The following is a 14,621-nucleotide window of genomic DNA, read 5'->3' as shown; positions in this document are numbered from 1 at the left end:
GGGATTTTTTTAGGGCTTTCGTGCCACCGGCACATCGAGATACTTCAGCGCATCGACGAATGCTGACGGTTGCTGTTTATTGAACAACAGCCAGACGCGCTCGCGGGCACGCGTCATCGCCACGTACAGCAAACGTCGCTCCTCGGCATCAGGGAAATCCTCTGGCTGCGGCAATAAAGCCTGCTCCATGATTGACTCCCGCGCAGGGGCAGGAAAAGCATCCTGACCATCCTGCAAACCGAGCACGATAGCGAAATCTGCCTGCTGGCCCTTACTGGCATGGATAGTCATAAAATCCAGTTGCAGCTTCGGCCAGCGCGTCGCGGCTTTCTCCAGCGCCGCAGGTTTGAGGTGGTGGTAACGGGCCATGATCAAAATGCGCTGCTCCGGTCGGGCATAGCCGCTCAGCTTGTCGAGCAAGGCATCCAGCTGATCGTCCGGCAGCAGCGTAACCGCTTTTTTATCACCTGCAGTGAGGCTGTTCAGCGGTTTAGTCAGCTGATGAGGGTTTTGCTGAATGAAGCGGTTGGCAATCTCGCCGATGCGGCCATTGAAACGGTAGGTGGTATCCAGCGCGCAGTTGTCACCTTCGCCGAAGTACGCATTAAACGCCGTTGTCAGGGAGAGCTGCGCGCCGCTAAAGCGGTAAATCGCCTGCCAGTCATCGCCAACGGCAAACAACGTGGTGTGCGAGTTTTGCTTACGCAAGGCCGCCAGCAGTGCGGCCCGCTGTGGTGAGATATCCTGAAATTCATCCACGAGGATATGCTTCCACGGACTGACGAAGCGCCCTTTCTCGAGGATATTGATGGCCTGATGGATTAGCCCTGAGAAATCAACGGCCCCCTCCTCTTTCAGGGCCGTTTTCCAGGCTTTCAGCAGCGGCGCCATCAGCTTGACGCGTTTGCCAAACAGCTCACGAATCTCCTCCGGCGCGCTTTCAATCATTTCGGCCTGGGACCCGCCGTGGGATCGCATCAGACTCACCCAGCGATCGAGCCGGCTGCCCATTCGGCGAACAATTTTCGCATCGTGCCAGTAATCTTCCTCTGGCACATCCCACGCCATCTCTTCTGTCAGCCACTGTCGCCAGCCTTTGGCCTGGGCTTTTTTCTCCTGACACTGCTGCTGCCAGCAGTCGGTCAGTAGCTTCTGGCGAGCCTGAGCGTCATTTTCCAGTTGGCTGACCACCGGCACTTTTTTACTGCCCTGCTGAATAATATGCAGCGCCAGCGCATGAAAGGTTTTTGCGCTGATAGCATCGGTACTGAGCCGCTCGCGGATACGTTCATCCATCTCCTGCGCGGCTTTTCGCCCAAAAGCTAACAGCAAAATCTGATCGGGGGCGGCTTCGCCTCTGGTCAACAGCCATCCGGCCCGCGCCACCAGCACGGAGGTTTTACCGCTGCCTGCTCCTGCCAGCACCAGCAGCGAACGCTCTCCATTCACTACCGCACGTGCCTGCGCAGGGTTCAGAGGCGAGGATTCGATACCCGCAAAAAATGCGGCATACTGGGTCAGCATTGCCTGGGTAAAGGCCTGATTATGTTGCAACCGGCTGGCATCAATGTCATTCAGCCACGCCAGGCACTTGTGCCAGAGTTCACGGCAGTTATCGAAGCTCTCCAGCCGGGTCACCGGTACCGGCAGCGCATTCAACGCCTGACCAATGGTCTGTCGCAGCCCAGCTATCGCCTGTCGGGTCAGCCATTTGCCTTCGGCACTATGGTCAGAGATGAGCGTCAGCTGACGGGTGAGCACCTCAGCAGCGATATGGCTCATCTCATCACTCCACTGCTGCCAGCGGGTTTGCAGGTGGTGATGAAAACGTTGGGTATCGGCCCATTCCGTTCCGTGCAGGCGCACAACTTTGTTGTCCGGCAGAACGAACTCCAGTTCGCCCCAGACCAGACCACGCTTGCAGTGGATGGCCGTCAGCTGGTTGAAGGGTATCAGGTACTCATGGCGATCGCCGGAAACCTTCACTCCGGCGTTAAGAAGTTCAACCCGGTCGTAAGGGTGCTGCGCCATTCGCTTGCCGAGGGCTGTTGCTTTTAGTTCCATGTCTTGCCAAATCCCGGGTTTAGACGTATCCCTGTCAGTGTAACCGCCAGATTCCAGGTGCTCCAGCGCTAAAAAACGTTACAATCGTCGGGTCTTTCTTTTCACAGGACTGAACTGAGGTCATATGCGTACCGTTCTGAATATTTTGAATTTTGTGCTCGGTGGGTTCGCCACCACCCTCGGCTGGCTGCTGGCAACGGTTGTCAGCGTCATACTGGTTATCACTTTGCCACTGACCCGCTCCTGCTGGGAAATCACCAAATTGTCGCTTCTTCCCTTTGGCAATGAAGCGGTGCACGTGGATGAGCTGAACCCGAATGACAAAAGCAACCTGCTGAACACCGGTGGCACCGTGCTGAACATTTTGTGGTTTGTACTGTTTGGCTGGTGGCTGTGCCTGACCCATATTGTGGCGGGTATCGCCCAGTGCATCACGATCATTGGTATTCCTGTTGGCATCGCGAACTTTAAAATTGCCGCCATCGCCCTGTGGCCCGTCGGACGTCGTGTGGTTTCAGTTGAAACGGCACGTGCTGCACGTGAAGCCAATGCGCGCCGTCGTTTCCAGTGATCGGGGCACGTCGTGACATGCTGAGTCCTTTATTACGCCGCTACACCTGGAACAGCGTCTGGCTGTATAACGCCCGCATCTTTATTGCCCTCTGCGGAACCACAGCGCTGCCCTGGTGGCTGGGCGAAGTGAAGCTCACTATCCCGCTAACCCTGGGCGTGGTCGCGGCAGCCCTGGCCGATCTTGATGACAGGCTGGCCGGGCGCTTGCGCAACCTGGTCATTACGCTGGTCTGTTTTTTTATTGCGTCGGCCTCCGTGGAAGTGCTGTTCCCCTGGCCCTGGGCCTTTGCGCTCGGCCTGACGCTATCGACCAGCGGATTTATTCTGCTCGGCGGGCTTGGGCAGCGCTATGCCACCATTGCCTTTGGTGCGTTGCTGATTGCCATCTACACCATGCTCGGCGTTTCGCTCTACGAACACTGGTATCAGCAGCCGCTGCTGCTTATTGCCGGCGCCGTGTGGTACAACCTGCTGACGTTAACCGGGCATCTTATTTTCCCTATCCGCCCTCTGCAGGATAACCTCGCCCGCAGCTATGAACAGCTGGCGCATTACCTGGAACTGAAATCTCGCCTGTTTGACCCTGATATTGAAAATGAAACCCAGGCGCCATTGGTCGAACTGGCGATGGCCAACGGGCAGTTGGTTACGACGTTGAATCAGACCAAGGCATCTCTGCTGACGCGCCTGCGCGGCGACCGTGGGCAGCGCGGCACTCGCCGGACGCTGCACTACTATTTTGTCGCGCAGGATATCCACGAACGCGCCAGCTCCTCACACGTTCAATATCAGCCGCTTCGCGACAACTTCCGCTATAGCGACGTCATGTTCCGCTTCCAGCGCTTACTCTCAATGCAGGCTCAGGCCTGCCAGCAGCTTTCCCGTTCGATTCTGTTACGCACGCCTTATCAGCACGATTCACGTTTTGAACGCGCGTTTGCCCATCTGGACGCCGCGCTGGAGCGCGTGAGTACGACTGGCGCAGCAAAAGAGCAGATGAAGGCCCTGGGTTTCTTGCTAAATAATCTGCGCGCCATCGACGCTCAGCTCGCCACTATTGAATCTGAACAGCAGCTCGCGATGCCACAAAGCGAAACTGAAACACAGCTTGCCGACGATCGCCTTCACGGCATGAGCGACGTCTGGCTTCGCCTGAGTCGAAACTTTTCTCCCGAATCGGCGCTTTTTCGCCATGCGGTCAGAATGTCGCTGGTGCTTTGCGCGGGCTATGCCTTTATTCAGTTTACAGGGCTTAACCATGGCTACTGGATCCTGCTAACGAGCCTGTTCGTCTGCCAACCCAACTATAATGCAACGCGCCACCGCCTTGCTCTGCGCGTGATTGGCACATTGATTGGCGTGGCAATTGGGCTACCGATATTGCTGCTGGTGCCTTCTGTGGAGGGGCAACTCCTCCTCATCGTGCTTACCGGCGTTCTGTTCTTTGCTTTCCGAAATGTTCAGTACGCCCACGCAACGATGTTTATTACGCTGCTGGTTCTGCTGTGTTTCAACCTGCTGGGTGAAGGTTTTGAAGTCGCCCTGCCGCGCATTATCGACACGCTTATCGGGTGTGCTATCGCCTGGGCTGCCGTGAGTTTTATCTGGCCTGACTGGAAGTTTCGTAATCTTCCGACGGTCATGGCTCGCGCCGTCGATGCCAACTGCCGCTATCTTGATGCGATTCTGGAGCAATATCATCAGGGGCGGGACAATCGCCTTGCTTACCGTATAGCTCGCCGTGATGCCCATAACAGGGATGCGGAGCTTGCCTCAGTGGTGTCCAATCTGTCGACGGAGCCAAGGGCTACACCGCAGATGCGTGAAACGGCTTTCCGCCTGCTTTGCCTCAACCACACCTTTACTAGCTACATTTCCGCGCTGGGTGCACATCGAGAAAAACTCAGCAACCAGGACGCTTTGCGGCTGCTTGATGATGCGGTCTGTTACGTTGACGATGCTTTCCACCATTCGCCAGCAGACGAAAAACGCGTTCAGGAAGCACTGGCTGGCCTCATGGAACGCATTCACAATATCGAGCCTGGTTCAGAGTCGAAAGAACCGCTGGTTTTACAGCAGATTGGGCTGATGGTCAGTCTGCTGCCAGAGTTTTGCCGTCTACAGCAGGAGGTTACTCCTCCGCCAGCGTAATTTTACTTCTCTCCATTAGCTTCTCTGCCCAGTTAAGGAGATGCTGGCGACGAAGCAGGGGGATTCGAGTGGCATGAATCCCCTGAATTGCGCCTTCCAGAGCGAAGAGGACATTAATGCTCAAATCCTTACGTATCGCGCGAAGGCGCTGCCACGCAGCAGCAGAGCCTAAAGCCCGAAGCATCTCCAGATCGTGAATCCCCGCCTCAGACAGCAGCAGTTCAAATTGAAAAGTGATATTGGGTAAATTCTTCAGCCTACGGGAATCGCCGCGCCGTTTTTTTTCGCTCAGAGCGCCCCGCAATGACATCGCTGACATTTTTAGCAGCATTGGCTGATCCTGCCAAAGGGCATCATCTACAAGATAGTAATTGAGGGAAACCGGGCGACCACGTTTGTTGAGCGTTAAAAGTCGCAAAGGATTTGATGCGGAGTAACCCACCCCTTGTTCGCAAACTCTGAGATAAAGCTCACCGTCAGCAACCATCGCAAACACGGTGCCATCAATCGACAGGCTGTATCCGCCAAAAAGCGCCCGGTGGCTAATTGTCCCCAAAGAGGCAAAGTAATTTTCACACTGTTGAATCCGTTTATATGAGATTTTTCTCATGATTATCTCCTGTAATCATGTAGTTATAGGTATAAGTTTTACTACCGGATCCGTTAACAATGACCATAGGGAACTTCATTTCAGGGGGCAAGCGGTTCTTTTCTTAGCCAGGTGATTCTGTGCAATTTTGCGAGGCGCTTTCAGAAAATGAGGTTGATCTTTATCCGCGCTCGTCGTACTGTATATTCATACAGTAACCCACAGGGCGGGATTCACTATGTACACTTCAGGCTATGCAAATCGCAAATCACTGGCACCGGCAGCAGCAGTTGGTCAGGCACAGTACGGTGCTACCGGGCTTATCAGCGAAGTGCTGTATCGTGAGGATCAACCGATGATGACTCAATTACTGCTGCTGCCTCTTTTGCAGCAGCTCGGTCAGCAAGACCGCTGGCAGCTGTGGCTCACGCCGCAGCAAAAATTGAGTCGGCAGTGGGTTCAGGCATCCGGTTTACCGTTATCGAAAGTCATGCAGGTTAGCCAGATGTTACCCGGCGCAACGCTTGAGTCGATGATTCGTGCACTTCGCACAGGTAACTACAGTGTGGTCATCGGTTGGGTTTTAGAAGAACTTAGCGAGGCAGATCAACGCGAGCTCGCCAGCGCGGCTGATGAAGGGAATGCAATGGGCTTTATTATGCGCCCCGTCAGAGCAAGTGCTCAGCCAACGAGACAGTTTTCTGGCCTGAAAATTCACTCAGACTTGTATCATTAAATGAATTTAGGATTTTTCCTGGTATTTTTTTTGCTGTTTCGATAACCCGCTAAATTCTGCGGGTTATTTTTTGGAAATGCTTGTGTGGTGCGGCTCGCAGCATTTTATTCGGAACAAAAAACCAACATAAATGTTAAATAATGTGTATACAACTCTTTTTTTTTCATATGCCTGACGGAGTTCACACTTGTAAGTTTCCAAGTACGTTGTAGACTTTACATCGCCAGGGGTGATCGGCTTAAGCCACAGATTATGGCGTACTTAATGATTAGGTCCCGCCCCCGGTAAAGGATTTAACCGTGAACTTCTAAATGGATTTTCATGGCGATTTTTGGATGATAACGAGGCGCAAAAAATGAAAAAGACAGCTATCGCGATTGCAGTGGCACTGGCTGGCTTCGCTACCGTAGCGCAGGCCGCACCGAAAGATAACACCTGGTATGCAGGTGGTAAACTGGGCTGGTCCCAGTTCCACGATACCGGCTGGTACAATAGCTCCCTGAACAACAACGGTCCTACCCACGAAAGTCAGCTTGGCGCTGGTGCTTTCGGTGGTTACCAGGTAAACCCGTATGTTGGTTTCGAAATGGGTTATGACTGGCTGGGCCGTATGCCTTACAAAGGCGACGTCACCAACGGCGCATTCAAAGCTCAGGGCGTTCAGCTGACTGCTAAACTGGGTTACCCGGTAACTGACGATCTGGACATCTACACCCGTCTGGGTGGTATGGTTTGGCGTGCAGACTCCAGCAACAACAACCCAGCTCAGGGCGACAACCACGACACTGGTGTTTCCCCAGTATTCGCTGGCGGCGTTGAGTGGGCAATGACCCGCGACATCGCTACCCGTCTGGAATACCAGTGGGTTAACAACATCGGCGACGCTGGCACTGTAGGTGTTCGTCCAGACAACGGCATGCTGAGCGTAGGTGTTTCTTACCGTTTCGGTCAGAACGACGTTGCTCCAGTTGTTGCTCCGGCTCCGGCTCCAGCTCCAGAAGTACAGACCAAGCACTTCACTCTGAAGTCTGACGTTCTGTTCAACTTCAACAAATCTACCCTGAAACCAGAAGGTCAGCAGGCACTGGATCAGCTGTACTCCCAGCTGAGCAACCTGGATCCTAAAGACGGTTCCGTAGTTGTTCTGGGCTTCACCGACCGTATCGGTTCTGACGCTTACAACCAGAAACTGTCTGAGCAGCGTGCTCAGTCTGTTGTCGACTACCTGATCTCTAAAGGTATCCCGGCTAACAAGATCTCCCCACGTGGTATGGGCGAATCTAACCCAGTGACTGGCAACACCTGTGACAACGTGAAAGCTCGCGCTGCACTGATCGACTGCCTGGCACCAGATCGTCGCGTAGAGATCGAAGTTAAAGGTATCAAAGACGTTGTAACTCAGCCAGCGGCTTAAGTTTAACGTTTAAGAAAAAACCCCGCGCTGCGGGGTTTTTTTTGGCTTAAATTTGGCAGAAAAAACAGAGCAACTATAACGGTCTGACTTCCTGTGGCATTGCGGTCAAACGCGACTAATCAGATCCGCTCGACTCTTTCCCTAACAGCGCCTGCAAATCCTGCTTCAGCGTTGTCATCTTGCTGGCGTACTTCTCTTTATTCTCCGCATCCTCAATCAGCTGCACAATCGTCTCTGACAGTGTTTTCCCTCGCCGTTGCGCAAGCCCGGCCAGACGTTGCCAGACGATAAACTCCAGGTCGATTGATTTCTTGCGGGTGTGCTGATGCTCAGCATTAAAATGACGTTTACGTCTCGCCCGTATTGTCTGCTTCATTCGGTTGAACAGCTCAGGGTTCATATGCTGTTCAATCCAGTCATTCACCTGCACAGGTTCATTTTCTAGCGTCAACAAGCTATCTACCGCGTCCTGTGCCGCGCTGGCCTCAATGTAGCGGGTAATAAGTTCGCCTTCCCGGTGCTTCTTTACCAGGTATTTCCATTTCCAGCCGCTTTCAAGGTTTTCCAGTTGTTGATATTTCATTGCGATCTCAATGTGACCGTGTAACTCATTTCAGGATAACAGGTTTTTGCTGATGTGCTGAGAAGAAATCACCCTCAAGTCCTGAGGCTAAACGAAGACAGAAACTAGCCAGTGAATCCCCGTGTGCGGAGTGGCTCCTTGAGGTATAATCCTCCGCTTTACATCTGACTAAAAAACAGCGACTTTGACGATTACAAAACTTTCACAGCGCGATGTAGCCCCGGACCTCGAGGCATATCAGACGCTGTTTACCCAGCCAGATTTGGCGACCCAAACCGATTCCTTACCCGGCGAACTGCAGGCTCGACTGCATTACGCGCTGGACCAGTTCCTCTATCCTCAAGCTATTTCCGACTTTCTGCTGGTGAAAGCCCCTGAAGAGCCGGAATATCTGGATTTGCTCGCTGAAGCGACACGCGAATTGCGCAGTTCTGTCCCGGAGCTGAGCGGTGTTCAGTATGAGATTAAAGGCAGCACAATTACGCTGACGCCTGCGACTTCGCCTGAAGATAATTTTGCCAGCAGCGGCCCAATAATCCAGGCCGACTGGGTTGAAGCTGAGCAGCTGTTTGGCTGCGTGCGCCAGTTTAACGGTGATATCACCCTTCAGCCTGGGCTGGTACATCAGGCCAACGGTGGCGTACTTATCCTGTCACTTCGCAGCCTGCTCTCACAGCCACTGCTGTGGATGCGCCTGAAGAATATTGTCACGCGTAAACGTTTCGATTGGCTGCCCTTTGATGATGCCCGCCCCCTGCCCGTCGCTGTTCCTTCCATGCCACTTTCGCTGAAATTGATGCTGGTCGGCGAACGTGAATCGCTGGCTGATTTTCAGGAGATGGAGCCTGAGCTGTGTGAAAAATCCATCTACAGTGAATATGAAGACAATCTGCAGGTCGTTGACGAAGAGGCGCAGAAGCTTTGGTGTCAGTGGGTCTGGCATATAGCCCGCGGCCTGAATTTACCAGGCCCGGACACTGATGCCTGGCCGCTTCTGATTCAGGAAGGTGCCCGCTATACCGGCGATCAGCAGGCTCTGCCGCTCTCTCCGCTGTGGATTGGCCGCCAGCTGCGTGAAGCCGCAGCCTTTTGTGAAGGCGAACGTTTCAGCGCTGAGCAACTGGCAACGATGCTCAACCAACGTCAGTGGCGCGAAGGCTATCTCGCCGAGCGCATGCAGGATGAAATTCTGCTGGAGCAGATACTGATTGAAACCGAAGGTGAACAGATAGGTCAGATTAACGCGCTGTCCGTGGTTGAATTCCCGGGGCATCCGCGTGCTTTCGGTGAGCCTTCGCGCATCAGTTGCGTCGTCCATATCGGCGACGGCGAGTTTACCGATATTGAACGTAAGGCTGAGCTGGGCGGCAATATTCATGCGAAAGGCATGATGATCATGCAGGCATTTCTGATGTCGGAGCTTGGGCTCGATCAGCAAATACCTTTCTCGGCATCCCTGACGTTTGAGCAATCCTACAGTGAAGTGGACGGCGACAGCGCCTCAATGGCCGAGCTGTGCGCACTCATCAGTGCTCTGGCCAACGTACCGCTCAATCAAAGCCTGGCGATTACGGGCTCCGTTGATCAGTTCGGACGCGCCCAGCCTGTTGGCGGCCTCAATGAGAAAATTGAAGGATTCTTTGCCATCTGCCAGCAGCGTGGCCTGACCGGCAAGCAGGGCGTCATTATTCCTTCTGCCAACGTGCGCCACCTTAGCCTTGCGCAGGACGTTCAGCAGGCTATAGAAGCAGGGGAATTCTCGCTGTGGGCGATTGACGATGTGACTGATGCGCTGCCTTTGCTCACGCAATTGATATGGGATGGCGAAGGCCAGACCACGCTTTTGCAGACCATCCAGGAGCGTATTGCACAGGCAAATCAGCAGGATACCCGCCCTCGCCCGTGGGCATTGCGCTGGCTAAACTGGTTCCATGCAAACTGATCGGACTTGTTCAGCGTACACGTGTTAGCTAGACTGCGTCGCGAACTCAAAATAAGGCTTACTGAAAACATGGTAGATAAACGCGAATCCTATACAAAAGAAGACCTTCTTGCCTCCGGTCGCGGTGAACTGTTTGGCGAAAAAGGCCCGCAGCTGCCGTCAGCAAATATGCTGATGATGGACCGTGTCATCAAGATGACCGAAACGGGCGGTAACTTCGATAAAGGCTACGTGGAAGCAGAGCTGGATATCAATCCTGACCTGTGGTTCTTCGGTTGCCACTTCATTGGCGACCCGGTAATGCCTGGCTGCCTGGGCCTCGATGCCATGTGGCAGCTGGTTGGTTTCTATCTGGGCTGGCTCGGCGGTGAAGGCAAAGGCCGTGCGCTGGGCGTGGGTGAAGTCAAATTCACCGGTCAAATTCTGCCAACCGCGAAGAAAGTCACCTACCGCATCCACTTCAAGCGCGTTATCAATCGTCGCCTGATTCTGGGTATCGCAGACGGTGAAGTGCTGGTTGACGGCCACAAAATCTATGAAGCAACCGACCTGAAGGTTGGCCTGTTCCAGGATACTTCTGCGTTCTGATTCGTGAATGTTGCCCTGCGGGCTGACTGAAACGGCGAAGCCTCTGCATGCAGAGGCTTCTTTGTATTAAAGAGACAGCATCAAGCGATTACTGCCCTGTCCCCCATGGCTTCTCGCCAGCCTCCCAGCCAGTGTGACCTCTGATTCAAGGTCTGATAAGGACAGATTTCTTTTGATTTGCCAGCGATGCCTGCCTGGTACCCACGTTGATGTGCCCGTTCCAGGCGATCACGTTTTTGTCTCTTCATGCCTCGTTTCCCTCATTTTTTGATCTGGTGGAAAAGAAAACAATGGCCGCAAAATGTGCAACCACATATTAGGGATAACCCTAATCACGGGCAGCGTCAATGCGCAAAATTCACGCCAGTGTCATAAATGTGAGCTACGCGGAAGTTCATTTGTACAAAAAGTGTGAGCCGGGACAAGTAACTGACTGAGGTGGAAAACAAAAAAAACCGCAGCAGAAACAGGTCTGCTGCGGTTTTCGCGGTGATGAATTTTACTTATGGTAACCGATTCATCGCCTGCGCAATGGACGCGGCTTCCTGACTCCAGGCCTGCGCCAGCGTTTTCACCATCGCGTCATAGCCATCCTGCTGCTGCTTGATTTCGATGTGGAACGGACGCTTGATAAGCTGCCCCTGATGGTTCAGAAGCCATTCGCCGCTGACGATAACCGTGCCATCATAACGCCCATGGAAACCGCTGACGTTCACGTTCAGCGTATCCTGATCGCTCCCCAGTGGCGTTGATGCCACCACCCAACCCGGAAGCTGATTGCTGAGGTTGGCCACAAGCGTGGTGCGCAGCTGCTGGTCCAGCGGGCTTGCCCAAAGATTGCTATTGGCAATCACGTACTGGACATCGCTGGTCTGATACACCACGCCGTTTCCGGCGAGGTAATCAGGAATACTCACCTGCTCAACCCAAAGCAGTCGATTCCCCTGGCTGACCGTGCTCTGTGCGCCAGCCTGCGGGAGAGGCAATTGATAATAGGTTTTGCTGTCGCTGCCGCTGCTACTGCACGCCGACAACAAACAGGCCATCACTACCGGTAGCCACTTTTTCATTCTTTTGCCCTCTTCGGCTGCGGATCCTTTTTATCTTTCGCTTCAAACACCAGCGCATTGCTCTTATCGTTCAGCGTTTTCAGCACCGGCTGCAGTTCGCGCAGAACCTGATCCAGACGCTGCATGTCTCCCACCATCTTGTTATAAGCGGCGGAGCCTGGCTGGAAGCCCTGCATGCTGCGGTTCAGCTCACGCAGGGTTTTCTGCATATCGGCTGGTAGATCCTGCATTGCCTGGCTGCCCGAAATCTTGTTCAGATTATCAAGCGTCGTCTGTACACGCTTCATGGTTCTCTGGCTTTCCGCCAGCGAACTGGTGGCCTGCTCGAGCAGCGGGTTAATTGGCAGGTTATTGATCTTATCCAGCGCGTCCATCAAGCGCTGCTGAATCTGAGCCAGACCACCGCTGACGGTTGGAATAATTTCATAGCCGCCAAACTCGCGGAACTTGCCTCGCGGTTCTGCCTTCGGATAGAAATCAAGATCGATATACAACGCCCCTGTTACCAGGTTACCGGTTTTCAGCGAGCCGCGTAAACCACGGTCGATCAGGCCACTCAGGTGAGATTTAATGTCCGGATCGCCACCAAGCTGATTGATCAGACGTTCCGGTTCAATGCGAACTTCTACCGGAATACGATAGTCATCATTCAAACGCTGATGCAGACCAGGGATAAAGAACGGCACTTTGCCCACTGTGCCAAGACGGATGCCGCGGAATTCCACCGGCGCGCCAGGCTGAAGCCCACGAACCGAATCCTTGAAGAACAGAACGTAATCAACGTGCTGGGTGTAGATCGAATCCTGAATACTGCGCTGGTCGTCAAACAAATGGTAACCCGTTTTATTGGCAACCGGCTCGCCCATGTCCTGTCCTTCCGGCACATCAAAACTGACGCCGCCGCCAAACAACGTAGACAGGGAGCCCATTTCAACACGCATCCCCGCAGAGGTCAGGTCCACCGCAATACCGCTGTCTTTCCAGAAACGAACGTTGGTGGTGACCAGACGGTCGTTCGGTGCATTGATAAACAGCTGATAGGAAATGGTGCGTTTTTCCGGGTTAAAGGTGCTGGTTTCCACCGAGCCCACGCGATAGCCGCGGAACAGGACAGGATCGCCCGGCGAGAGCTGCCCGGCTTTGTTACTTTCCAGCAGAATGCGGATCCCTTTCGCATCCGGCGGTGCCAGCGGCGGAGAATCCAATAGCTGAAACAGCGCGGGTTCAGCCCCTTTCTTACCCGGCTGAAGCTCAATATAAGCGCCGGAGAGCAGCGTACCGAGGCCGCTGACGCCTTCGCGACCAATTTGTGGCTTCACCACCCAGAAGACGGTATCGCCATGCAGTAGTTTCTCCATCCCCGTATTCAGACGCGCCTTGATTTCAACGTGCGTCAAATCATCGGTCAGGGTTGTGCTTTCCACCACGCCAACGTCCACGCTGCGGCTCTTGATGCGGGTTTTTCCGCCTTCGATGCCTTCAGCATTGGTGGTCATCAGCGTCACTTCTGGCCCCTGATGGCTGTAGTGATAAAAGAGGATCCATGCGCCGATAAGCGCGGTAACGATGGGAAAGATCCACACCGGCGACCAGTTCTTCACCTTCTGCACTTTGGCCTCTCCACTCTTGTTTTCCATGTTGCTACTTTTCCTCATGGCTGGGCTCTGGCTCGCGATCCCACAATAAGCGAGGATCAAATGTCATGGCAGAGAACATGGTCATCACGACCACCAGCGCGAACATCACTGCTCCCATCGCCGGATAAATGTTCATCAACCCTCCCATGCGTACCAGCGCCGACAGCACGGCTATCACAAAAACATCAATCATTGACCAGCGGCCAACGAATTCAACCACCTCATACAACAAATGCATTCGCTCGTTATCCCGCGAGCCATTGCCATTGGCGTTCCAGCACAGCCAGCCGATGGCGATCATTTTCAGCGTCGGAACCATAATACTGGCGATAAAAATCACCATCGCGACCGGATACGAACCTTCACTCCAGAGCAGCACCACCCCGGCAATGATGGTGGAAGGCAACTTCTCACCGAGCAGGTCCGTTATCATAATGGGCATGATATTGGCAGGAAGATAAAGAATAATCGAAGTTATCAGCAGCGCCAGCGTCCACTGCAGGCTGTGCTTGCGCCGTACAAACCCTTTGGTTTCGCAGCGCGGACAAACTGGCTGGTCTGCGCGAAGAATCGCCGTGCAGCAAGGGCACGAACGTAATCCCTGGCGGATCCCCGTTATCCCTGGTTTAAGCGGCTGCTGAGCCGCAGGCATTGGCGCGATGTCGTCCCACAACCATCGACGGTCGACGCACTGGAAGGCCCGAAGCTGCAGCAGACAAAACAGGCACCACGGCAAGAAGCTGGCACCGACGCCGATATCGCCGTACGCCATAAGCTTTACAAAGCTCACTAATACGCCAGCGAGAAATATTTCCGCCATGCCCCACGTTTTCAGGTGGAACAATATGCGGGCGAGGAAAATCTGGACCTTCTGCGGCAGCGGAACACGGTTTACCAGCATGATGATGGTCAGCAGGCAAAAAGCCGGCACCAGCTGCACAAACAGCAGGAAGAAGGTGCCGAGGCTTGCGTAGTCTTCGGAGAAGAGCACATGAGGGATCTCAAGCAGCTCAATTTCACTGCTGATTCCCCCCACGTTCATATTAACGAAAGGAAAGAGGTTCGCCAAAAGCAGCATAAAAAGCGCCACCAGCGCGTAGGCTGTCGGGCGCTGTCGCGGCTCGTCCCATTCCGTGGTAAGCGTAGTGCCACAGCGTGGGCACAACGCTTTATGACGATGTTCCAGGTGCGGTAACGCCACCAGCATATCGCATTGCGGGCACAGGATATGCCCTGCGCCCTGGTGTTCATCGCACATGAACGTTCCTCTTAAA

Annotated in this window: 13 protein-coding genes; 6 read left to right on the top strand and 7 right to left on the bottom strand. The window is 53.9% G+C overall.

The features are described 5' to 3' along the window. Window positions 1-9: 9 nt before the first annotated feature. Window positions 10-2,064 carry a DNA helicase IV gene (helD, locus tag CRO87_RS14295; RefSeq protein WP_097163613.1) on the bottom strand — a complete coding sequence of 685 codons (2,055 nt, stop codon included), beginning with the start codon at window positions 2,062-2,064 and terminating at the stop codon, window positions 10-12. A gap of 124 nt (window positions 2,065-2,188) precedes the next feature. On the opposite strand from helD, the gene CRO87_RS14290 reads away from it, so the two are divergent. Both CRO87_RS14290 and yccS read left to right on the top strand, forming a co-directional pair. After that, window positions 2,189-2,635: a YccF domain-containing protein gene (locus tag CRO87_RS14290; RefSeq protein ID WP_097163612.1), complete on the top strand. Its 447-nt coding sequence runs from the start codon at window positions 2,189-2,191 to the stop codon at window positions 2,633-2,635. 17 nt (window positions 2,636-2,652) lie between these two features. Continuing rightward, window positions 2,653-4,788, top strand: a complete 2,136-nt coding sequence (gene yccS / locus CRO87_RS14285; RefSeq protein WP_097163633.1) for a YccS family putative transporter — start codon at window positions 2,653-2,655, stop codon at window positions 4,786-4,788. Here the strand turns inward: yccS and CRO87_RS14280 are convergent. Continuing rightward, a complete protein-coding gene (locus tag CRO87_RS14280; protein WP_097163611.1) occupies window positions 4,769-5,398 on the bottom strand; it encodes a TfoX/Sxy family DNA transformation protein in 630 nt (209 codons plus the stop codon). The two genes, yccS and CRO87_RS14280, sit on opposite strands and share 20 nt — an antisense overlap. Before the next feature lie 217 nt (window positions 5,399-5,615). Here CRO87_RS14280 and sulA point away from each other — a divergent pair, with 217 nt between their 5' ends. Further along, window positions 5,616-6,113 carry an SOS-induced cell division inhibitor SulA gene (gene sulA, locus CRO87_RS14275; protein WP_097163610.1) on the top strand — a complete coding sequence of 166 codons (498 nt, stop codon included), beginning with the start codon at window positions 5,616-5,618 and terminating at the stop codon, window positions 6,111-6,113. Window positions 6,114-6,468: 355 nt separating this feature from the next. Beyond that, complete coding sequence (gene ompA / locus CRO87_RS14270) at window positions 6,469-7,527, top strand: porin OmpA (RefSeq protein WP_097163609.1); 1,059 nt, start codon at window positions 6,469-6,471, stop codon at window positions 7,525-7,527. 115 nt (window positions 7,528-7,642) lie between these two features. On the opposite strand, the gene matP is transcribed toward ompA, so the two are convergent. Further along, window positions 7,643-8,110 carry a macrodomain Ter protein MatP gene (gene matP, locus CRO87_RS14265; RefSeq protein WP_097163608.1) on the bottom strand — a complete coding sequence of 156 codons (468 nt, stop codon included), beginning with the start codon at window positions 8,108-8,110 and terminating at the stop codon, window positions 7,643-7,645. Window positions 8,111-8,294: 184 nt separating this feature from the next. Here matP and CRO87_RS14260 point away from each other — a divergent pair, with 184 nt between their 5' ends. Then, window positions 8,295-10,052, top strand: a complete 1,758-nt coding sequence (locus CRO87_RS14260) for a Lon protease family protein (RefSeq protein WP_097163607.1) — start codon at window positions 8,295-8,297, stop codon at window positions 10,050-10,052. Between the two features lie 69 nt (window positions 10,053-10,121). Beyond that, on the top strand, window positions 10,122-10,640 hold the full coding sequence (gene fabA / locus CRO87_RS14255; RefSeq protein WP_097163606.1) for a bifunctional 3-hydroxydecanoyl-ACP dehydratase/trans-2-decenoyl-ACP isomerase: 519 nt from the start codon (window positions 10,122-10,124) through the stop codon (window positions 10,638-10,640). Window positions 10,641-10,720: 80 nt separating this feature from the next. Here fabA and rmf read toward each other — a convergent pair whose 3' ends face one another. The 4 genes from rmf to pqiA all read right to left on the bottom strand — a co-directional run bounded on the left by rmf (window position 10,721) and on the right by pqiA (window position 14,605). Further along, on the bottom strand, window positions 10,721-10,888 hold the full coding sequence (gene rmf / locus CRO87_RS14250) for a ribosome modulation factor (protein WP_097163605.1): 168 nt from the start codon (window positions 10,886-10,888) through the stop codon (window positions 10,721-10,723). Between the two features lie 255 nt (window positions 10,889-11,143). After that, complete coding sequence (gene pqiC, locus CRO87_RS14245) at window positions 11,144-11,710, bottom strand: membrane integrity-associated transporter subunit PqiC (protein ID WP_097163604.1); 567 nt, start codon at window positions 11,708-11,710, stop codon at window positions 11,144-11,146. Further along, window positions 11,707-13,347 (bottom strand): intermembrane transport protein PqiB, encoded by a 1,641-nt coding sequence (gene pqiB / locus CRO87_RS14240; RefSeq protein WP_097163603.1) that lies wholly within the window; start codon window positions 13,345-13,347, stop codon window positions 11,707-11,709. Before pqiB ends, pqiC begins: the two co-directional genes overlap by 4 nt. A 4-nt stretch (window positions 13,348-13,351) precedes the next feature. Next, window positions 13,352-14,605, bottom strand: coding sequence for a membrane integrity-associated transporter subunit PqiA (gene pqiA, locus CRO87_RS14235; RefSeq protein ID WP_097163602.1), 1,254 nt, complete (start codon window positions 14,603-14,605; stop codon window positions 13,352-13,354). Window positions 14,606-14,621: the final 16 nt, after the last annotated feature.

Source organism: Enterobacter sp. CC120223-11, assembly GCF_900215375.1.
In the GTDB taxonomy this organism is placed as follows: domain Bacteria; phylum Pseudomonadota; class Gammaproteobacteria; order Enterobacterales; family Enterobacteriaceae; genus Scandinavium.
This window is presented reverse-complemented; position numbering and strand designations above follow the sequence as displayed.